Below are 19,045 nucleotides of genomic sequence, written 5' to 3'. Positions count from 1 at the left end.
AAGTCCCGCTTCATTGGGTCAAAAATACCCAAGACCGACATCGCACCATGCGGGCCGCCTGAAAGTGCAGCGATCCGGCGGGCTTAGGCGCCTTTGCGGGCCTCTTGCCACGGGCGGGGCGCGTTCAGGAAGGCCTCGACCTCGGCCAGGGTGTCCGAATCAAACGCCCCTTGGTCCTTGGCCTCGGCCAGCACGTCCCACCATGTGCACAGCGCATGCAGGCGCACGCCGTGATCCCCCAGGGTCGTCTCGGTTTCGGGGAAGATGCCGTAGTTGAAGATCACGGCCGTATGCGCGCAGGTGGCCCCGGTCTCGCGGATCGCATCCACAAAGGACAGTTTCGATCCACCGTCCGTGGTCAGATCCTCGACCAGCAGCACGCGCTGACCTTCGGACATGGCCCCTTCGATCCGGGCATTGCGGCCATAGCCCTTGGGCTTTTTGCGCACGTAGGTCATGGGCAGGGCCATGCGTTCGGCCACAAAGGCGGCAAAGGGGATGCCTGCGGTCTCGCCGCCTGCGATGTTGTCGAAGGCCTCGAACCCGGCGTCCCGCATCACCGTGACAGTCAGGAAATCCATCAGCGTGGCGCGGATGCGCGGATAGCTGATCAGCTTGCGGCAATCGATATAGGTCGGGCTGGGCAGGCCGGAGGCGAGGGTGAACGGGTCGCGGGCATTGAAATGCACGGCCTTGATCTCCAGCAGCATCCGGGCGGTCAGGCGGGCGATTTCGGTGGCATCGGGGTGGGAGGATGGGATCATTGCGCTGTCCTTTCGGCGGGGTGCGATTTTTCGTACGAAAAATCGTGTTCAGTTGGAAACGTGCCAATGCAAAGCGTGGCCCGGATCAAAGAGCGTCACGGCGCCATCGGGCGTTTCAATATGCGACGGATATGCAACGGCGGCATCTTTGGTGAGCGTCACCGTGCCTTCGTTTACGGGCAGGCCATAGTGGGCGGGGCCGTGCAGGCTGGTGAACCCCTCCAACTTGTCCAGCGCGCCTTCCTCCTCGAACACATGGGCGAGGCACGACAGGGTGTTGGTGGCCGTAAAGCAGCCCGCGCAGCCGCAGGCGCTTTCTTTGGCGTGATCCAGATGGGGCGCGCTGTCGGTGCCCAGGAAGAACCGGGGGTTGCCGCTGGTGGCTGCGGCGCGCAGGGCCTCTTGGTGGGTGGCGCGTTTGACCACGGGCAGGCAATAGTAGTGGGGCCGGATGCCCCCCGCCAGCAGGTGGTTGCGGTTGATCATCAGGTGGTGCGTGGTGATCGTGCCGCCGATATGCCCCGAGGCCCCGGCGACGTAGTCGATGCCGTCCTTGGTGGTGATATGTTCCAGCGTGACCTTCAGGTCGGGATTGCGCCGCCGGATCGGGTCCAGCTTGGTGTCCAGAAACACCGCCTCGCGGTCAAAGATATCCACGGTGGGGTCGGTGACTTCGCCGTGGAAACACAGGGGCAGGCCGATTTCGGCCATGACCTCCAACACGCCCTGGACCTTGTCGAAATCGGTCACACCACTGGCAGAGTTCGTGGTGGCCCCGGCGGGGTACAGTTTCACCGCCTTCACAAGGCCGCTGGCGGCGGCGGCGCGCACGTCCTCGGGGTCCGTGTCTTCGGTCAGATACAGGGTCATCAACGGCTCGAACACCATGCCATCGGGCAGGGCGGCGAGGATCCGGTCGCGGTAGGCGGCGGCGTCGGCCCCGCGCACCACGGGGGGCACGAGGTTCGGCATGATGATGGCGCGCGCAAAATGGCGGGCGGTTTCGGGCAGAACGGCGGCCAGCATCGCGCCGTCGCGCAGGTGCAGGTGCCAATCGTCGGGACGGCGGATCGTGAGTGTATCAGTCATAGGCGCGGCCTACACCCCGGCGGCGCATCCGTCCAGACCGGCTTGCGATCAAGGCCCAGTGGGATTAGTGGGATTATCTGACGCCAAACGCCAGCGGAGGGCAGCATATGATTTTTTTGAATTTAGTGGTTGGGATCGCCGTGGGGTATCTGACGCCGATCATGGAGCCGAAGCTGAAGGCCTGGGCCGAAAGCGTCATGCTGGCCGAGATCAAGCTGAAGAAGACCGAATTCGACCTGCTGGCTTTGCTGGCGATGATGGTTGCGGCCTCGCTGGTGCTGGGTGTGCTGGGCGTGAATGCGAGCGTGTTTCTGGTCGCCGTGGGGGCGGGGCTGGGCTTGTTCGGCAAGCGTGTCTGGGCCGCCCTGATGGGCACCACCGGGGGCCCGAACTACTGACCCAAGCGATAGAGCGCGCCGTTTCCGACCGACAGGAACCACAGCGCCCCGTCCGGCCCCGTGCGTACGTCGCGCACTCGGGCTGTTTCGGGCAGGGCGATGCGTTCTACCTCGGCCATGGCGCGGTCTGGGTCCAGCCGCGCGATCATGTCCGCCCGTAACGATCCCACGAACAGGTCCCCGTCCCAGGGCGCGATGGGCCCCGTATAGAACGTGGCCCCCGAGGGCGCGATGCTGGGGTCCCAGTAGAACGCAGGCTGTTCCATGCCCTCTTTCTCGGTGCCCTCGCCGATGCGCAGGCCCGAATAGTGGCGTCCGTAACTGATCACGGGCCAGCCATAGTTGGCCCCGCGCTTCACCCGGTTGACCTCGTCCCCGCCGCGCGCGCCGTGTTCAATGACCCAAAGCTGGCCTGCTGCATCCAGGGCTGCCCCTTGGGGGTTGCGGTGGCCATAGGACCAGATGCCGGGCCGCGCACCCGCCTGAGCCGCGAAGGGGTTGTCCGCCGGGATGGATCCGTCGCGGGCCACGCGCACCACGCTGCCCGCTTCGATGCCCAGATCCTGCGCCGAGGGGCGGTCGCCCCGGTCGCCGATGGTCAGATACAAAAACCCGTCCGTCCCCTCGACGATGCGGGAGCCGAAGTGCCGTCCGCCGGACGAGCCGGGGGCCATTTCGAAAATCACCTCGACGTCCGTCAGCCGATCCGACCCGGCGGCCCAGGTGGCGCGGGCCAGCGCCGTGCCCTCGTCCCGGCCCTGGGGCTTGGCGTAGGACAGGAACACCTCGCGGCTGGTGGCAAAGTCGCGGGGGATCAACAGATCAAGCAACCCGCCTTGCCCCACATCCGCCACCGTTGGCACGCCGCCCATTTCCACGCGGGTTCCATCGTCTGCGATATGCAGCAGCGCGCCGCCGCGTTCGGTGATCAACAGCCCCTCTGGCACAAAGCCAAAGGCCCAGGGTTCATCGAGGCCACCCACCGCTTGGCTTACCTGCAGCGTGCCTGCCGAGGTCTGCACCTCGCGTGCGCTGGCGGGCAGGGCAAGGGTCGTCAGCAGGAACAGGCCAAGGGCGATGAGGGGCGTGCGCATGTCAATCTCCGTTCGGGTTGACGTAGAGATAAGTGCAAAAACCGCGCCGACCAGCCCCTCTCGCCCTTGTGATCAGCGCTTCTGGCCTTTTCTTTCTGACCTTTGCGGCCTAGCTTTCGACTCAGGATAAAATCCGGACACAGATCCAGTCAGGGAGATGACTTATGAAGAAACTACTTTTGGCAACGGCGGCGACCGCCTTGTTGACCGGCGGCGCACTGGCCGATGGCCATGGTGCTGCAAAGATCGGGATTGCCCTGGGCTTCACCGGTCCATTGGAAAGCCTTGCGGGCCCCATGGGTGACGCGGCTGAACTGGCGCTGGCCGAGGTCAACGCCGCTGGTGGCGCTGCCAATCACACGTTGGAGCCTGTGCGCGGCGACAGCACCTGCGTCGACGCCTCTGCCGCGTCTGCGGTGGGCGAGCGTCTGATCACATCCGACGGCGTGTCTGGCATTGTCGGGGCCATGTGTTCCGGTGCCACAGGCGCGATCCTGTCGAACGCGGCCCTGCCCAACGGCATGGTGATGATCTCGCCATCGGCCACGTCCCCGGGCCTGTCCACTGTGGAAGACAACGGTCTGTTCTTCCGCACCGCCCCCTCTGACGCGCGCCAAGGCGTTGTGATCAGCGACATCCTGCAGGAAAACGGCATCACATCCGTGGCCGTGTCCTACACCAACAACGACTACGGCAAGGGTCTGGCAGACGCATTTGCAGCGGCCTTCGAGGCGGCTGGTGGTGAAGTCACCATCAACGCGGCCCACGAAGACAACAAGGCCGACTACTCTGCCGAAGTGGGCGCGCTGGCTGCCGCCGGTGGCGAGTTGCTGGTGGTTGCAGGTTACGTGGACAGCGGCGGGTCGGGCATTGTCCGCGCAGCACTGGATACGGGCGCGTTTGACATGTTCTACTTCCCCGACGGGATGGTGGGCGACATGCTGGAAACCAACTTCGGCACGGAAATCGACGGCTCTCTGGGGGCGAACCCCGGCACCGACAGCGATGGCGCGGGCATCTTCCAGGGTTTGGCCGCCGAGGCTGGCTTTGACGGCACCTCCGCCTTCGCGGCCGAGGCCTATGACGCTGCAGCCCTGATCGCCCTTGCGATGCAGGCCGCAGGCTCCACCGATCCCGCGGTCTACAAGGACCACGTCATGGATGTGGCCAACGCCCCCGGCGAGCAGATCCTGCCCGGCGAGCTGGCCAAAGGTCTGGAAATCCTGGCCAATGGCGGTGACGTGGACTTCGTCGGCGCATCCGCTGTGGAATTGATCGGTGCAGGCGAATCCGCTGGCAACTATCGTCAGGTGACCTTCGAAAACGGCAAGCTGACCGTGGTCGGCTTCCGCTAGGACGTCCCACATCAAGACCAACGGCCCCGCAATTTGTGGGGCCGTTTTACGATTGGACCGTTTTGCGATGGGGCAAGGGTGGCCCATTTGAGGGATTTGCGATGATCGAGGTTCAGGACCTTCACAAACACTTCGGCGGCTTCCACGCGGTGGATGGTGCAACCCTGCGGATCGAAACCGGCTCCATCACTGGGCTGATCGGTCCGAACGGTGCGGGCAAGACCACGCTGTTCAACGTGATCGCCGGTGTTCTGCCGCCCACGTCGGGCAAGGTGACCATGGCGGGCGAGGATATCACCGGCCTGCCGCCCCACGCATTGTTCCACAAGGGACTGCTGCGCACCTTTCAGATCGCCCATGAATTTTCCACCATGACCTGCCGCGAGAACCTGATGATGGTCCCGGGCGACCAAGCGGGCGAGGCGTTGTGGAACACATGGTTCGGACGCAAGCGCATCGCCGACGAGGAACGCGCCCTGCGCGCCAAGGCGGATGAGGTGCTGGAGTTTCTAACCGTCGAACATCTGGCAGAGCAACGGGCGGGCGAGATCTCTGGCGGGCAGAAAAAGCTGTTGGAGCTGGGCCGCACCATGATGGTGGACGCCAAGATCGTCTTTCTGGACGAGGTCGGCGCGGGCGTGAACCGCACGCTGCTGAACACCATTGGGGACGCCATCCTGCGCCTGAACAAGGAACGCGGATATACGTTTGTCGTGATCGAACACGACATGGATTTCATCGGCCGCATCTGCGACCCGGTCATCTGCATGGCCGAAGGCAAGGTGCTGGCCGAAGGCACGCTGGCCGAGATCAAGGCGAACGAGCAAGTGATCGAGGCCTATCTGGGCACGGGTTTGAAAAACAAGGATGCCGTGGGGGCCTGATCTGGCCTGTGGGCCGGTCGGATTGGGGGCCAGCCCCCAAACCCCCGAGGGTATTTAGAGAACAATGAGGGGATGGGCGCGCCATGGCGGAGCCGTTTTTGATAGGGGACAGGATGTCGGGCGGCTACGGCAAGGGCCCGAATATCCTGCACGAATGTACTGTAGCGGTCGAAAAGGGCGAGATCGCCGTGATCGTCGGCCCCAATGGTGCGGGCAAGTCCACGGCCATGAAGGCCGTGTTCGGCATGCTGGACGTGCGCGAGGGCGCGGTGCGGCTGGACGGCGAGGATATCACCAAGCTGTCCCCTCAGGACCGGGTGGCCAAGGGCATGGCCTTTGTGCCCCAGACGTCGAACATCTTCACCTCCATGACGGTGGAAGAGAACCTTGAGATGGGGGCCTTCCTGCGCCGCGACGATATCGCGGCCACCATGGAGCAAGTCTACACCCTATTTCCGATCCTGCGGGACAAGCGGTTTCAGCCCGCGGGCGAATTGTCCGGCGGGCAGCGCCAGCAGGTCGCCGTGGGTCGCGCACTGATGACCCAGCCCACGGTCCTGATGCTGGATGAGCCCACCGCAGGGGTCAGTCCGATCGTCATGGACGAGCTGTTCGACCGCATTATCGAGGTGGCCCGCACGGGGATTTCGATCCTGATGGTGGAACAGAACGCCCGTCAGGCGCTGGCCATTGCCGACAAGGGCTATGTCCTTGTGCAGGGCCGCAACGCCTATACCGGGACCGGGGCCGACCTGCTGGCCGACCCTGATGTCCGCAAAAGCTTTCTGGGGGGATGACATGCGCATCTTACTGACCTGTGCCCTGTGTGCCGTGGCCCTGCCGGCCAGCGCGCAACTGGCCTGCACCTTCGAGACCGAGTGTTTCGAGGCGGACGGCTGTCAATCCAGCGCCTTTGCCCTGGAGGTCGCGCCGACCTTGGAGGGGGAGCTGACGGTGTCCACGGAGTTCGGCGACCTGATCGTGGTCCATTCGGAACGCGCGCCGGGGTCCCTGACGGCCCTCGCGTCGGACGGATCCGCGCGGTATCTGCTGACCTATGTGCCCGAGGGCGCGCGCCTGACGGCCCACCTGGGCGGGCCGCTGGCCGTGACCTACCTGGGCTCCTGCGAGGGGAGGATTTGAGATGGATGCTTTGAACGCCCTTGTGGCCTTTTCCAACTTTGTCCTTCTGCCCGCCACGGCCTACGGCGCGCAACTGGCGCTTGGGGCGCTTGGGGTGACGCTGATCTACGGGATCTTGCGGTTTTCCAACTTTGCCCACGGGGACACCATGGCCTTTGGCACCATGGCGACGATCCTTGTCACCTGGGCGATGCAGGGGGCAGGCCTCAGCTTTGGCCCACTGCCCACGGCGCTGCTGGCGCTGCCCTTCGGGATCTTGGTCACCATGGGGCTGGTCCTGTTGACCGACCGGGGGGTCTACAAGTTCTACCGCGCCCAAAAGGCGGCCCCGGTGATCTATGTCATTGCCTCGCTGGGGGTGATGTTCATCCTGAACGGGGTCGTGCGGTTTATCATCGGACCTGACGACCAGCGGTTCGCGGACGGGGAGCGGTTCATCATCACGGCGCGCGAGTTCCGCACCCTGACCGGCCTGTCCGAGGGGCTGGCCATCCGCACCACCGCCGTGATCACGGTCGTTGTGGCGATCATCGTCGTGGCCCTGTTGTTCTGGTTCCTGAACAAGACGCGCACGGGTAAATCCATGCGTGCCTATTCCGACAACGAGGATCTGGCCCTGCTGTCCGGCATCAACCCTGAACGTGTGGTCATGTACACATGGCTGATCGTGGCGGCGTTGGCGACCACGGCGGGGGTCCTGTACGGGCTGGACAAGTCGTTCAAACCCTTCACCTATTTCCAGCTGCTGCTGCCGATTTTCGCGGCTGCCATCGTGGGGGGCTTGGGCAATCCCCTTGGCGCCATCGCCGGGGGCTTTGTCATCGCCTTTGCCGAAGTGACCATCACCTACCCGCTGAAAAAGGTGCTGGGCTACCTGCTGCCCGAAAGTCTGGAGCCGGACGGCCTCGTGCAGCTGCTGTCCACGGATTACAAATTCGCCGTCAGCTTTGGCATCCTGTTGATTGTCCTGCTGTTCAAACCGACCGGCCTGTTTAAGGGGAAATCCGTATGATCAAAGGTCTGACCCCGCGCGACGGCCTGCTGTTCGCATTCGTGGCCCTGCTGTTCATCGGCACCGGGTTCTATCAATCATGGAACGTGACCCTGACGATCCTGAACATGGGGCTGATCAGTGCGATCATGGCCCTTGGGGTCAACATGCAATGGGGCTATGCGGGCCTGTTCAATGTGGGGATCATGGGGTTTGTCGCCTTGGGCGGGCTGGCCACGGTGCTGATCTCCATGCCCCCGGTCGAGGATGCGTGGGCCGCGGGCGGGATCCGGGTGATCGTCGGCCTTGTCCTTGGGGCGCTGACGGTGGTGGGTGCGCTTTTGACGTGGTCCGCCATGCCCAAGGGGCGCGCGCGGGGGATCACCGTGACGGTCCTGCTGCTGGTCGGGTTCTTTGTGTTCCGCGCGGTATTCGACGGCGGTGTGCAGGCGATCGAGGCTGTGGATGCGGCCTCCACCGGCTATCTGGGTGGGATCAACCCGGGCGGGCGCGACTGGGGCTTCATGACCGTTCTGGCTTGGCCCGTAGGTGGGCTGATCGCCGCCGGGGCCGCTTGGGTCATCGGCAAGACGGCCCTTGGCCTGCGGTCCGACTATCTGGCCATTGCCACCCTTGGCATCGCAGAGATCGTGATTGCGGTTCTCAAGAACGAGGCGTGGCTGGCGCGGGGCGTCAAGAACGTCAACGGTCTGCCCCGGCCGACGCCGTATGAGATTGACCTGCAAAACTCTGAAACCTTTGTGGAGCGCGTGACCAGCTGGGGCTTTGACCCGGTCACGGCGTCGTCCATCACGGTCAAGCTGAACTACATGGTGCTGTTCGCCATTGTCCTTCTGATCCTGCTGTGGCTGGCGCAGATGGCGCTGAACTCCCCTTGGGGGCGGATGATGCGCGCGATCCGCGACAACGAGGTCGCCGCCGAGGCCATGGGCAAGGATGTGACCCGCCGCCACTTGCAGATCTTCGTGCTGGGATCGGCCATTTGCGGCATGGCGGGGGCAATGATGACCACGCTGGACGGGCAGTTGACCCCGGGCACCTACCAGCCCCTGCGCTTTACCTTCCTGATCTGGGTGATGGTGATCGTTGGTGGGTCTGGCAACAACTGGGGGTCGATCCTGGGTGGCATGTTGATCTGGTGGCTGTGGGTTCAGGTGGAACCCATGGGCCTTGGTCTGATGCAGATCATCACCAGCGGCATGGCGGACGGCTATTGGCTGAAGGATCACTTGATCGAGGCTGCGGCCCACATGCGTCTGTTCACCATGGGCCTGATCCTGTTGCTTGTGCTACGGTTCAGCCCACGCGGGTTGATCCCCGAACGCTAAGGGAGAGTTGCGATGAACGTCACACGTGCGATCAAGGGCAAGGATGCGCCGGATCTGTCCAGCTTTGACTGGGCCGACCCCCTGCGTCTGGAAGATCAGTTGACCGAGGATGAACGGATGCTGCGCGACGCCGCCGCAACCTTTGCGGATGCAACGCTGATGCCCAAGGTCACGCAGGCCTATGCAGAGGAAACCGTCGATCCCGGCATCTTTGCCGCCATGGGGCAGGCGGGTCTGATGGGACTGACCGTGCCCGAGGAATATGGCGGCCTTGGTGCGTCCTACGTCACCTACGGCCTTGTGGCGCGCGAGATCGAGCGGATCGACAGTGGCTACCGGTCCATGATGTCCGTGCAAAGCAGTCTGGTGATGTACCCAATCCTGGCCTACGGCACCGAAGAGCAGCGCTTGAAATACCTGCCCGGGCTGGCCGCCGGGGCGTTGATCGGGTGTTTCGGCCTGACCGAGCCGGACGCCGGGTCCGACCCCGCCGGTATGAAGACGCGTGCGGAAAAGACGCGACGTGGCTACCGGATCACCGGGTCCAAGATGTGGATCAGCAATGCGCCCTTCGCGGATGTGTTCGTGGTCTGGGCCAAGTCCGACGCCCATGATGGCAAGATCAAGGGCTTTGTCCTGGAAAAGGGCATGGCCGGTCTGTCCGCGCCCAAGATCGAGGGGAAGCTGTCCCTGCGCGCCTCGACCACCGGGGAAATCGTCATGGACGGGGTCGAGGTGGGGGAGGAGGCTTTGCTGCCCCATGTCTCGGGCCTCAAGGGGCCTTTCGGCTGTCTGAACCGCGCGCGCTATGGCATCGGCTGGGGCGTCATGGGCGCGGCCGAGGCGTGCTGGCACGCCGCCCGGCAATATGGGTTGGACCGGGTGCAATTCGGCAAACCCCTTGCTCAGACTCAGCTCTTCCAGAAAAAGCTGGCGGATATGCAAACCGACATCGCCTTTGGCCTGCAAGCGGCCCTGCGTGTGGGGCGGCTGATGGACGAGGGGCGGCAGCGCCCGAGATGATCTCGATGATCAAGCGCCAGAATTGCGGCAAGGCGCTGGATATTGCGCGCCTGTCCCGGGACATGCACGGCGGCAACGGCATCCAGCAGGACTATCAGGTCATGCGCCATATGATGAACCTGGAAACGGTCAACACCTATGAAGGCACCCATGACGTGCATGCCCTGATCCTTGGCCGCGCGCAGACGGGGTTGCAGGCATTTTTCTAAGGGCGGTATGTGTAGCGCTGGCCCTGATCGGGGCGGCGCAGGCGGATACGGCGGCGGTGCTGTCAGCGGCCACGGCGTCTTTTGCGGATATGCCGCCGCGGGTCGGGGAAGAGGGCTGTCCGGGCACAGCGCCCGCGCGGTACTGTACGACCCCCAACACCATCTATCTGGCCGATGCGCCTGATCTGTTGCAGGCCTATCGCGCCGCCCATTTGATGGGCCACGCCGCCCAAGTGCGCCACGGGGTGGCCGATCTTGCCTTGGCCACCATAATTGCCAACCGGCACCGAGAGGCGGAGTTGCGCGGCATGGTCACGCGGCAGGTGGATTGTATCGCAGGTGTTCTGTGGCATCGCGCGGGCCTGCCGAACACCGCGCTGACGGATCTTGTGGACAGTGAACCCTTCACCCATTCCCACTGGGGTCGCACACCCGTGGACCGGGGGCCTGCGGTTTCCATCGGGCTGGAGGCCCGCGCAGAATGGTTTAGCGTTGGACAGCGGGGCGATCTGCAAGCCTGCAGCGTGGGCGAGATACCGGCCGATCTGTTGGTGCAAGCGGATCTTTGGTGAAAGTCTTTACAGGGCCGCCAGAACCAGCACCCCAAACACACCCACCGCAATCCAAATGTAGGTAGACAGGCGTTGAAACGCTGTCTTGTCGTTGTAGCACTTACCACAATGTGCGCCCGTCAGACGCATTTTGTGTCCGCACTCGGCACATCGGAAAAGTCGCATGATACCGGCCCTACATTGGAAAGCGATCAAAAGAGGTACTGGTCAATTTACGTGACGCCAATTGACGGCGCAGGCCTTGACTATCGTTGAATGAATCGGGACAGAACCTGTCCTTTTAGATAGGTTGCGTGCCCGAATTCATTCCCACTCGATCGTGCCCGGGGGTTTCGAGGTGATGTCATAGGTCACGCGGTTGATGCCCTCTACCTCGTTGATGATCCGGGTGGCGGTTTCGCCAAGAAATTCGTGACTGAACGGATAGTAATCCGCCGTCATCCCATCGACGCTGGTCACGGCCCGCAAGGCGCAGGCGTAGTCATAGGTCCGCCCGTCGCCCATCACACCTACGGTGCGCACGGGCAGGATCGCCACAAAGGCCTGCCATATCTCGTCATAGAGTCCGTGTTTGCGAGATCTGGTCGATGTAGACCGCGTCCGCCTTGCGCAGGATTTCCAGCTTGGGGCGGGTGATTTCACCGGGGCAGCGGATCGCAAGGCCCGGCCCGGGGAAGGGGTGCCGTCCGATGAAAGACGCAGGCAGGCCCAGTTCCGCCCCCAAGGCGCGGACCTCGTCCTTGAACAGCTCGCGCAGGGGTTCGACCAGTTTCAGGCCCATCTTTTCGGGCAGGCCGCCCACGTTGTGGTGCGATTTGATCGTGACCGAGGGGCCGCCGCTGAAGCTGACGGACTCGATGACGTCTGGGTACAGGGTGCCTTGGGCCAGGAATTCCGCCCCCTCGATGCCATTGGCGTATTTCTGGAACACGTCGATGAACAGACCACCGATGATCTTGCGCTTGGTCTCTGGGTCGCTGACACCGTCCAGCGCGCCCAGGAACAGCTCCTGCTCTTCGGCGTGGATCAGTTTCATGTTGTAGTGGTCGCGGAACATGGTGACCACCTCCGCCCCTTCGTCCATACGCAACAACCCGTGGTCCACGAACACACAAGTCAACTGGTCGCCAATGGCCTCGTGGATCAGGACCGCCGCGACGGAGGAATCAACACCACCCGACAGCCCGCAAATCACCTGTTTGTCGCCCACCTGCGCGCGGATCGCCTCGATCGCCTGTTCGCGGTAAGCGCCCATGGTCCAGTCGCCGGTGAAGCCCGCCATGCGGACGAAATTCTCGTAGAGCTTGGCCCCCTTGGGGGTGTGGTGCACCTCGGGGTGGAATTGCACGGCATAGAAATCACGGGCGGTGTCGGCCACGATGGCAAAGGGCGCGTTGGGCGAGGTGCCGAACACCTCGAACCCCGGGGCAATGGCGCTGACGTGGTCGCCGTGGGACATCCAGACCTGTTCGTCGCCATTTTCGAACCAGCCGTCCAACAGGGGTAGGCTGCCCTTGGGCGTCACATAGGCGCGCCCGAATTCCGCCGTCCCGTGGCCCCGTTCCACGGTGCCGCCCAGCATGTGCATCATCACCTGCTGCCCATAGCAGATGCCAAGGATCGGCACGCCCATCTCAAACACCGACGCGGGTGGGCGGGGCGAGCCCTCGCGCACCACCGAATCCGGTCCGCCCGACAGGATCACCGCGCGCGGCGCGAAATCGGCCAGAAAGGCGTCGGTGACGTTCTGATAGGGGTGAATTTCGCAATAGACGTTCAATTCCCGCAAGCGGCGCGCAATCAGCTGCGTCACTTGGGATCCGAAGTCGATGATCAAAAGGCGTTCGTGGGAGGCGATATCAGTCATGGCCCGGGATTAGGCCCAAAGGCGGCGCTGTGCAATGGCGGGAATGTCGCTTTGCGCCCTCAGGGGGCGGAAATCGGCCCTGCCGTGTGACACTTACGCGCTATCTGACGTCCAACAGGTAGCGGGAGTTTTGCCATGTCAGACGCAGCAGTCACTACAGGTCGTCGTCGCGCACGGGGCGGAGGCGGGGCCGCGCGCCGGGCCGAGCGCACTGCCGTCAGCGTCGAGACCGCTAAATTTATCGAACGCAACATCCCCAACTTCGAGGTATTGACCGAAGAGGCGTTGCAGATCATCGAGGCCAATGCCGAAACGATCCTTGAAGAAATCGGCGTGAACTTCGTGGAAAACCCCGCAGCACTTGATCGCTGGCGCGCCGCGGGGGCGGATGTGGACGGCGAACGGGTGCGCCTGCCCAAGGGACTGGCCCGCAAGCTGTGCGCCACGGCCCCCAGCACCTTTACCCAACACGCGCGCAATCCCGAACGCTCCGTCGAGATTGGGGGCAAGAACCTTGTGCTGGCCCCGGTCTACGGCCCCCCTTCGTGCGCGACGCCCAAGGCGGTCGCCGTTACGCGACGCTGGACGATTTTCAGAAGTTTGTGAAGCTGGGCTATATGTCCAAATGGCTGCACCACTCGGGCGGCACAGTGTGCGAGCCGACAGATGTGCCCGTGAACAAGCGCCATCTGGATATGCTTTATGCGCACATGTCCCTGTCTGACAAACCGTTCATGGGGTCCGTAACCGAACCCTCTCGCGCCGCCGACACGGTTGAGATGTGCGATATCCTGTTCGGTGGTCTCGATGACCGCACGGTCACGACCTCCCTGATCAACATCAACAGCCCCCTGACCTTTGACGGGATCATGATGGGCGCGATGGAAGAACTGGCCGCCGCCAACCAAGCCTGTATCGTGTCACCCTTTATCGTCGGCGGAGCCATGGCGCCCGTGTCCGTGGCGGGCACCCTGACGCAAGTGCTGGCCGAGGTGATGGCGGGCGTGGCCTACAACCAGTTGATCCGCCCCGGCGCGCCCGTGATCTTCGGGGCCTTTGTGACCTCGATCGACATGAACTCCGGCGCGCCCACGTTCGGCACGCCCGAGGCGTCCCATATCACCTACGGCGCGGGGCAGTTGGCCCGGCGCATGGGGCTGCCCTATCGGTCGGCAGGGTCGTTCTGTGGATCGAAACTGCCCGATGCCCAAGCGGCCTACGAGACGGCGAACAGCCTGAACATGGGTCTGCTGTCGGGCGTGAACTTCATGCTGCACGCCTGCGGGTGGCTGGAAGGGGGGCTTGTCGCCTCCTTCGAGAAATTCGTCATGGATGCGGATCAATTGGGCGCCCTGCATGGGTTGGCCCGGGGCGTGGCGATCGACGAAAACGCCCAGGCTATGGATGCGTTGCGCGAGGTTGGGCCCGGCGGGCATTTCCTTGGCTGTGCCCACACCCAGGCGAACTTCAAGGATGCGTTCTGGCGGTCGGATCTGTTGGACTACAAACCCTTCGAGACATGGGCCGACGAAGGGGGCCGGGATACCGCGGCGCTGGCTTCTGCCCGCGTGGCCAAGATGCTGAACGACTACCAACAGCCGCACCTTGATCCGGCCGTCGATAGCGCGCTCAAGGAATACATCATCAAGAAGAAAGAAGGCATGCCCGACGCGTTCATCTAGGGCAGCCGTGTGCGGCGGGGCCTATAGCTCCGCCGCTTCGCCCATCAGGGCAATCAACACATCCACATGGCGGGTCATGGAGTAGTTGGTGTCGTGGTTGCGGCGCCGCTCGTCCAGACGTGCTTCCATATCCATCAAACGGTTCAGCGCGGTGCGGTGACAACTGGGCACGGCCACCCGGGTCAGGCGGCGCAGATCGCGCTTGCGGTCGTAAGCGGTCACGCCGCAGCGCGCGGCGCGCACCAGCATGCGAGGGCGGCGTAGGGTGTCGAGGGAAGGGGTGTTGATCGGGTCATCTGGGGCATCCTTTTGATTTGACTGCCCCGACTGTGCCCGAGGTTTCGGGCCGTTGCGGGACGCAGCCAAGCAGCGGACGGCCCTGAAACTGTTTACAATTTGTCAACAATTCACAGAATTTTCCACAGTCATTAACGCATTGATAACCAATCAGAGGTGTTGTGGCTCTGTGTTTCAAACAACCTAGGCGATAGTCAGGACTGCTCGCGATGACGTTTTCTCTGCCCCCGCATATTGCGCCAAATGACCTGTCGTTGCCCGCTTGGGTGCCTGTGTCTGTGCGGCGTTACCTGTCCCATACCAGTGGCGGTGTGGCGTTGCGGGAACTGGCGCGGGGCGAGGGGGTGCACCCTTCGACCATCCTGCGACAGGTCCGGGCGCTGGAAACACGCAGGGACGATCCGTTGATCGATTCTGCACTTGACCTGCTGGCGGCTCGTTTGGCCGCAGCCCTCCCCCTACCAAAGGACGAAAACCCAATGACTGTCATGTCTCCGATGCCCCGCACCCCCGACGATGAAACCATTGCGCGCGAGGCGCGGCGCGTGCTGCGCCGTCTGTGCGAGGCGGACGCGGTCCTTGTGGTCAGCCACGAGATGGACCGCGCCGTGGTCCTGCGCCAACCGTCCGAGGGGCCGCCCACCCGCACCGCCGTGCTGCCGCGTATGATCGCGCAAGCCTTCGCCCTGAAGGACTGGATCAGCTGCTTTGCTGCGGGCAAAGTCACCCAGTACCGCATCACCGAGGCCGGTCGCGCCGCGCTGAAGCGCCTGCTGGCCGAGGATCACAAGAAAAAGGTCGCAGCTCGTGGCATGGCCGAGGCGCCGTCGCCCTTTCTGTCTCAACACGCCGAATGGGATGTGCGCGCCGTGGACCCCGAACCGGACGCCCCCAAGCTGCGGATCAATCTGGCCGAAAGCCCCCTTGGGTCACTGGCCCGCAAGAAGGACAAGGATGGCAAGCCCTTCCTGAACATGGATCTGGTGATCGCGGGCGAACGTCTGCGCGAGGATTTCGAGACGGCGCAGATGGGGCCGCGGGTGGGCCAGAACTGGGACCGCTTTCTGACCGCCGGAGATCGCGGCGGGTTCAACGGGGACGGTCCGGCCACCGGTCCAACCGATGCCCGCGCCCGAGTGGCGGATGCGCTGAAGGCGCTTGGACCGGGGTTGGGCGATGTGGTCCTGCGGGTGTGTTGCTTTCTAGAAGGGTTGGAGGCCGCCGAGAAACGCATGGGCTGGTCGGCGCGGTCCGGCAAGATCGTCCTGCGGATCGCCCTGCAACGGCTGCACGAGTACTACGCCGCTCAACGCTAGACGCACTCACAGTCCGAGGACCCAATGCCCCCGGCGCGATACGCGCACGGGGTTTTCGCCTTGGGGGGCCTTTAGGCCGAAAGGACTACAACACCGGGGCCCAGAAGGGGTCGTCTTCCTCTTGATCCTCGATCAACAGATAGTCACTGCCGTCGCTGCCCTGCACCTGAATTTTCAGGTCGTTGCCATCGCCTTGGCCGAACAGATACTCCAATACTTGGCCGTCCGACACATCCGTCAGGTTCAGGATATCCTCGGACCCGTCGAAATCCGTGATCACGTGTTGGCCTTGCAGCTGCCCCTCCGGCCCATCGCCACGCAGGACGAACCTGTCCGCGCCGCTGCCGCCCTCGGCCCGGGTCGAGCCATTGGCCCCAAAGAACAGAACATCGTCGCCCTGACCGGCCAGCAGGATGTCGTGATCGTCGCCGTCACCCCCCGTGGCCAGCGTGTCGTCCCCGCGTCCGCCGCGCAGGATGTCACTGCCGTTGCCGCCGTTCATCCGGTCGTCGCCCCAGCCGCCCTGCATGGTGTCATCGCCCAGCCCGCCGAACATGCGGTCATCCCCGCGCCCGCCGCCCAGATCGTCGCGTCCCACGCCGCCGTTGATGTAATCCGACCCATCGCCGCCGCGCAGGATATCATTGCCGCGCGCGCCCATGACCCGGTCGTCGCCATCATGGCCGAACAACAGATCGTCGCCGCGCCCGCCGAACAGGCGGTCATGCACGGCAGAGCCTTGCATTTCGTCCGCGCCGGTGCCGCCCGCCACAAAGGCCGATCCCCCGTCCGAGGCGTCGAGCGTGTCGTTCCCCGTGCCCATGCGGATCAGGGTGCTGGTGTCTGTGTCGGCGTTGGACATCATGACCATGTCATCGCCCGCGCCCCCGTGCAGGGTGCCTGCGCCGGACATGACCTCGATCACGTCTGCATCCGCGCCGGAAAACACCAAAACGTCCGTCTGGTTCGTATTCACCTGCACGTAGTCAGCCCCGCTGTCCGTACGCACGGCCCCCATCATCTGGGTGCTGTTGCCAAGCAGGACCGTGTCCTGACCGCTGCCGGTCATCACATCGCCCTCGACCCACGCCACATCCGTAAGGGAAACCATGTCGTCCCCGTCTTCGGTCATCACGTCGCCCGCGATGTGGGCGGTCTTGGACAGCATCACATGGTCATCGCCCGCGCCGCCCATGACGTCTTGATCCACGTGACCCGAGGACATCTCGACCGTGTCGTTGCCTTCGCCCAGCATCAGGTCGCCTGACAGGTGCGAGCCGCCCGTAACCATGACCATGTCGTCACCGTCCAGCAGGTTTACGTCGCCATTGATGTCGTAGGCGGCCAGTTCCATGACTTCGCCGTCCATGACGCCCAGCACATCGTCGGCCACCAGTTCCAACGCCCGGGTCTGGGCGGTGAAGGGGTCGCCATCGATCGTGTCGATATCGGTGTTGCGCAGGATCACGTCGGACATGGTGCTGGAGGATTGAACCAGCGCGATGATCTCGGCCCCCAACGCAGGATCAAGGTCGAGGAAAGTCTCGTCGGCGGCCGCTGTCCGCCCGAATTGATCGGCAATGATATGGGTGAACAGGGGGCCGGTTTGCGCCCCGGGGGCGGCATCTTCGGCCAGCCCACCGACCCACAGATCCACGTCATGCACAGTGTCATAGACAGAGGCGAGTTCGGCCTGCACCGCCGGATCGGACGTGATGATCGAAAAATCGTCCGGGTCCAGCGTGGCCGGATCAATGTCCATCAACAGGGCGGCGCGGGTGTCCACATAGCTTTGCAACCCATGGTCCGCCCCACGCAGCAGGTTCAGCGCCACGAGGCTGAAACTGGCAACCCCTTCAGGCGACGCCAGAAAGAAGTTCAGATCGTCAATGACCTTGGCGTCCAGTTCCTGCGCGTTCTGGCTGGACATGCCCCGGAACAGGGTGTCGATGCCGTTCTGTTCGACCACATCGTGGTTGAAGAACGAGTCCATCAAGGACAGGTGGCCGCCCTCGGCCTCGGACCCGTCTTCGTCCAGGCGCTGCATCTGGCTGGACACCAGCGTGTGGCCGAACCGGAAGGCTGCGGTGGAAAACTCGATGGCCACTTCGCCGTTGACGGCGGCATCATAGGCAATCCCCTCGGGGTCGCCCACGGCCTCGCCCACCAGATGGGGCAGCCATTCGTCGTAGGTGATCTTTTGCATATTGTATTCGACGATCTGGCGCGCGCCGTCGAACAGTTGCTGATCATCCCAATCGGGGTGCTCTTCGGCCAGCTTTTCGGCCCAATAGTTATGCTCCCGCGCCCAGATCGTGTGCATGGCCAGCAGGTTGGGGTTCTCGTTGGCACGGATGTCACCGGCCAGAAAGACAGTGTTTTCGCCCTCGATCTCGCCCGCCATGAGCGTCTCGGCGGTGGCCTTGGGCAGCAGCCCACGGTCCGAGGTGGGATCGTCGATCAGGGTCAGCTTGCCCCCCTCAAAGCTGCGTACATCATCGACGCGGTCGCCGTGGCCATAGACGTTGCCGCCATCAATCTGCCATGAAATCGCGTTCAGTTGGACGCGAGGCCCATCGACGCCGGAACCTTCGGCAACCTCGGACCGACCGATGTCATTGCCCAGCCCGTCTGCCATGGTCTCGCCGCCTTCGTCGGCGTGCTGTTCGGGGGACAGGGACAGGTCGTGGTCCAGAAACTGGCCCCATGTGGTGAACATGGTCGACAGATTGCCCGAGTTGGGCATGTCGCCCTCTTGGTCAAAAATGTGCTGCGAGATCAGGACCGGATCTTCGGTGGCGTAAAGCGCGCCCAGACCATCGGCATAGCGCGCCTCGGTCAGACGCGGCATTTCCTGTAGCTGCGCGAGAAAGGGGCACCGGCTGGCTGCATCCGACATCGTTACACACTCCGACGCAGGACCGACCGGGTCCGCGCTTCACCAAATAAAACACAAAAAGGCATGTCGCATTCCATCGCTCACGCCGCCACCCGCCCCCGTGTTGCCATAAA

15 protein-coding genes and 3 pseudogenes are annotated in these 19,045 nt (G+C 63.6%); 11 read left to right on the top strand and 7 right to left on the bottom strand.

The window, feature by feature from the left end; translation table 11 throughout:
• Nucleotides 1-83: 83 nt before the first annotated feature.
• Together ACZ1G0_RS09270 and pyrC are read right to left on the bottom strand one after the other, a co-directional pair.
• Nucleotides 84-764: an orotate phosphoribosyltransferase gene (locus tag ACZ1G0_RS09270; protein ID WP_472736683.1), complete on the bottom strand. Its 681-nt coding sequence runs from the start codon at nt 762-764 to the stop codon at nt 84-86.
• 48 nt (nt 765-812) lie between these two features.
• Nucleotides 813-1,853 (bottom strand): dihydroorotase, encoded by a 1,041-nt coding sequence (pyrC, locus tag ACZ1G0_RS09265; RefSeq protein WP_472736682.1) that lies wholly within the window; start codon nt 1,851-1,853, stop codon nt 813-815.
• Nucleotides 1,854-1,960: 107 nt separating this feature from the next.
• On the opposite strand from pyrC, the gene ACZ1G0_RS09260 reads away from it, so the two are divergent.
• The gene (locus ACZ1G0_RS09260; RefSeq protein ID WP_472736681.1) at nt 1,961-2,251 is read left to right on the top strand and encodes a hypothetical protein; all 291 of its coding nucleotides are present in this window, start codon (nt 1,961-1,963) and stop codon (nt 2,249-2,251) included.
• Here the strand turns inward: ACZ1G0_RS09260 and ACZ1G0_RS09255 are convergent.
• Complete coding sequence (locus ACZ1G0_RS09255) at nt 2,245-3,345, bottom strand: PQQ-dependent sugar dehydrogenase (protein ID WP_472736680.1); 1,101 nt, start codon at nt 3,343-3,345, stop codon at nt 2,245-2,247. The genes ACZ1G0_RS09260 and ACZ1G0_RS09255 overlap by 7 nt on opposite strands.
• A 164-nt stretch (nt 3,346-3,509) precedes the next feature.
• Here ACZ1G0_RS09255 and ACZ1G0_RS09250 point away from each other — a divergent pair, with 164 nt between their 5' ends.
• The 8 genes and pseudogenes from ACZ1G0_RS09250 to ACZ1G0_RS09215 all read left to right on the top strand — a co-directional run bounded on the left by ACZ1G0_RS09250 (nt 3,510) and on the right by ACZ1G0_RS09215 (nt 10,871).
• On the top strand, nt 3,510-4,700 hold the full coding sequence (locus ACZ1G0_RS09250) for an ABC transporter substrate-binding protein (RefSeq protein WP_472736679.1): 1,191 nt from the start codon (nt 3,510-3,512) through the stop codon (nt 4,698-4,700).
• 101 nt (nt 4,701-4,801) lie between these two features.
• On the top strand, nt 4,802-5,584 hold the full coding sequence (locus tag ACZ1G0_RS09245) for an ABC transporter ATP-binding protein (protein ID WP_472736678.1): 783 nt from the start codon (nt 4,802-4,804) through the stop codon (nt 5,582-5,584).
• A gap of 83 nt (nt 5,585-5,667) precedes the next feature.
• Complete coding sequence (locus tag ACZ1G0_RS09240) at nt 5,668-6,381, top strand: ABC transporter ATP-binding protein (protein WP_472736677.1); 714 nt, start codon at nt 5,668-5,670, stop codon at nt 6,379-6,381.
• Nucleotide 6,382: 1 nt separating this feature from the next.
• Nucleotides 6,383-6,727: a hypothetical protein gene (locus tag ACZ1G0_RS09235; RefSeq protein WP_472736676.1), complete on the top strand. Its 345-nt coding sequence runs from the start codon at nt 6,383-6,385 to the stop codon at nt 6,725-6,727.
• 1 nt (nt 6,728) lies between these two features.
• The gene (locus ACZ1G0_RS09230; protein WP_472736675.1) at nt 6,729-7,739 is read left to right on the top strand and encodes a branched-chain amino acid ABC transporter permease; all 1,011 of its coding nucleotides are present in this window, start codon (nt 6,729-6,731) and stop codon (nt 7,737-7,739) included.
• Nucleotides 7,736-9,067, top strand: coding sequence for a branched-chain amino acid ABC transporter permease (locus tag ACZ1G0_RS09225; protein WP_472736674.1), 1,332 nt, complete (start codon nt 7,736-7,738; stop codon nt 9,065-9,067). The genes ACZ1G0_RS09230 and ACZ1G0_RS09225 overlap by 4 nt, the downstream gene beginning before the upstream one ends.
• Before the next feature lie 12 nt (nt 9,068-9,079).
• Nucleotides 9,080-10,299, top strand: a pseudogene (locus ACZ1G0_RS09220) (acyl-CoA dehydrogenase).
• Nucleotides 10,300-10,388: 89 nt separating this feature from the next.
• Nucleotides 10,389-10,871, top strand: a complete 483-nt coding sequence (locus tag ACZ1G0_RS09215) for a hypothetical protein (protein ID WP_472736673.1) — start codon at nt 10,389-10,391, stop codon at nt 10,869-10,871.
• A gap of 6 nt (nt 10,872-10,877) precedes the next feature.
• Here ACZ1G0_RS09215 and ACZ1G0_RS09210 read toward each other — a convergent pair whose 3' ends face one another.
• Nucleotides 10,878-11,000, bottom strand: coding sequence for a hypothetical protein (locus tag ACZ1G0_RS09210; RefSeq protein ID WP_472736672.1), 123 nt, complete (start codon nt 10,998-11,000; stop codon nt 10,878-10,880).
• 174 nt (nt 11,001-11,174) lie between these two features.
• Nucleotides 11,175-12,738 (bottom strand): annotated as a pseudogene (guaA, locus tag ACZ1G0_RS09205) (glutamine-hydrolyzing GMP synthase).
• Between the two features lie 135 nt (nt 12,739-12,873).
• Between guaA and ACZ1G0_RS09200 the strand changes: the two are divergent.
• Nucleotides 12,874-14,420, top strand: a pseudogene (locus ACZ1G0_RS09200) (trimethylamine methyltransferase family protein).
• Between the two features lie 21 nt (nt 14,421-14,441).
• On the opposite strand, the gene ACZ1G0_RS09195 reads toward ACZ1G0_RS09200, so the two are convergent.
• Complete coding sequence (locus ACZ1G0_RS09195; protein ID WP_472737787.1) at nt 14,442-14,708, bottom strand: DUF6477 family protein; 267 nt, start codon at nt 14,706-14,708, stop codon at nt 14,442-14,444.
• A 218-nt stretch (nt 14,709-14,926) separates the two neighbouring features.
• On the opposite strand from ACZ1G0_RS09195, the gene ACZ1G0_RS09190 reads away from it, so the two are divergent.
• The gene (locus ACZ1G0_RS09190) at nt 14,927-16,033 is read left to right on the top strand and encodes a DUF6456 domain-containing protein (RefSeq protein WP_472736671.1); all 1,107 of its coding nucleotides are present in this window, start codon (nt 14,927-14,929) and stop codon (nt 16,031-16,033) included.
• A gap of 85 nt (nt 16,034-16,118) precedes the next feature.
• Here ACZ1G0_RS09190 and ACZ1G0_RS09185 read toward each other — a convergent pair whose 3' ends face one another.
• Nucleotides 16,119-18,932, bottom strand: coding sequence for a peroxidase family protein (locus tag ACZ1G0_RS09185; protein ID WP_472736670.1), 2,814 nt, complete (start codon nt 18,930-18,932; stop codon nt 16,119-16,121).
• Nucleotides 18,933-19,045: the final 113 nt, after the last annotated feature.

Source organism: Thalassobacter sp. HA4-2, assembly GCF_055693705.1.
Note: the sequence above shows the minus strand (reverse complement) of the source record. Positions and strands in the feature narration are given on the sequence as shown.

Bases quoted from the DNA above. Each gene is read 5' to 3' on its own strand.
- ACZ1G0_RS09270 (WP_472736683.1), bottom strand. From the start codon at position 764: ATGATCCCATCCTCCCACCCCGATGCCACCGAAATCGCCCGCCTGACC.
- pyrC (WP_472736682.1), bottom strand. From the start codon at position 1,853: ATGACTGATACACTCACGATCCGCCGTCCCGACGATTGGCACCTGCAC.
- ACZ1G0_RS09260 (WP_472736681.1), top strand. From the start codon at position 1,961: ATGATTTTTTTGAATTTAGTGGTTGGGATCGCCGTGGGGTATCTGACG.
- ACZ1G0_RS09255 (WP_472736680.1), bottom strand. From the start codon at position 3,345: ATGCGCACGCCCCTCATCGCCCTTGGCCTGTTCCTGCTGACGACCCTT.
- ACZ1G0_RS09250 (WP_472736679.1), top strand. From the start codon at position 3,510: ATGAAGAAACTACTTTTGGCAACGGCGGCGACCGCCTTGTTGACCGGC.
- ACZ1G0_RS09245 (WP_472736678.1), top strand. From the start codon at position 4,802: ATGATCGAGGTTCAGGACCTTCACAAACACTTCGGCGGCTTCCACGCG.
- ACZ1G0_RS09240 (WP_472736677.1), top strand. From the start codon at position 5,668: ATGGCGGAGCCGTTTTTGATAGGGGACAGGATGTCGGGCGGCTACGGC.
- ACZ1G0_RS09235 (WP_472736676.1), top strand. From the start codon at position 6,383: ATGCGCATCTTACTGACCTGTGCCCTGTGTGCCGTGGCCCTGCCGGCC.
- ACZ1G0_RS09230 (WP_472736675.1), top strand. From the start codon at position 6,729: ATGGATGCTTTGAACGCCCTTGTGGCCTTTTCCAACTTTGTCCTTCTG.
- ACZ1G0_RS09225 (WP_472736674.1), top strand. From the start codon at position 7,736: ATGATCAAAGGTCTGACCCCGCGCGACGGCCTGCTGTTCGCATTCGTG.
- ACZ1G0_RS09215 (WP_472736673.1), top strand. From the start codon at position 10,389: ATGCCGCCGCGGGTCGGGGAAGAGGGCTGTCCGGGCACAGCGCCCGCG.
- ACZ1G0_RS09210 (WP_472736672.1), bottom strand. From the start codon at position 11,000: ATGCGTCTGACGGGCGCACATTGTGGTAAGTGCTACAACGACAAGACA.
- ACZ1G0_RS09190 (WP_472736671.1), top strand. From the start codon at position 14,927: ATGACGTTTTCTCTGCCCCCGCATATTGCGCCAAATGACCTGTCGTTG.
- ACZ1G0_RS09185 (WP_472736670.1), bottom strand. From the start codon at position 18,932: ATGTCGGATGCAGCCAGCCGGTGCCCCTTTCTCGCGCAGCTACAGGAA.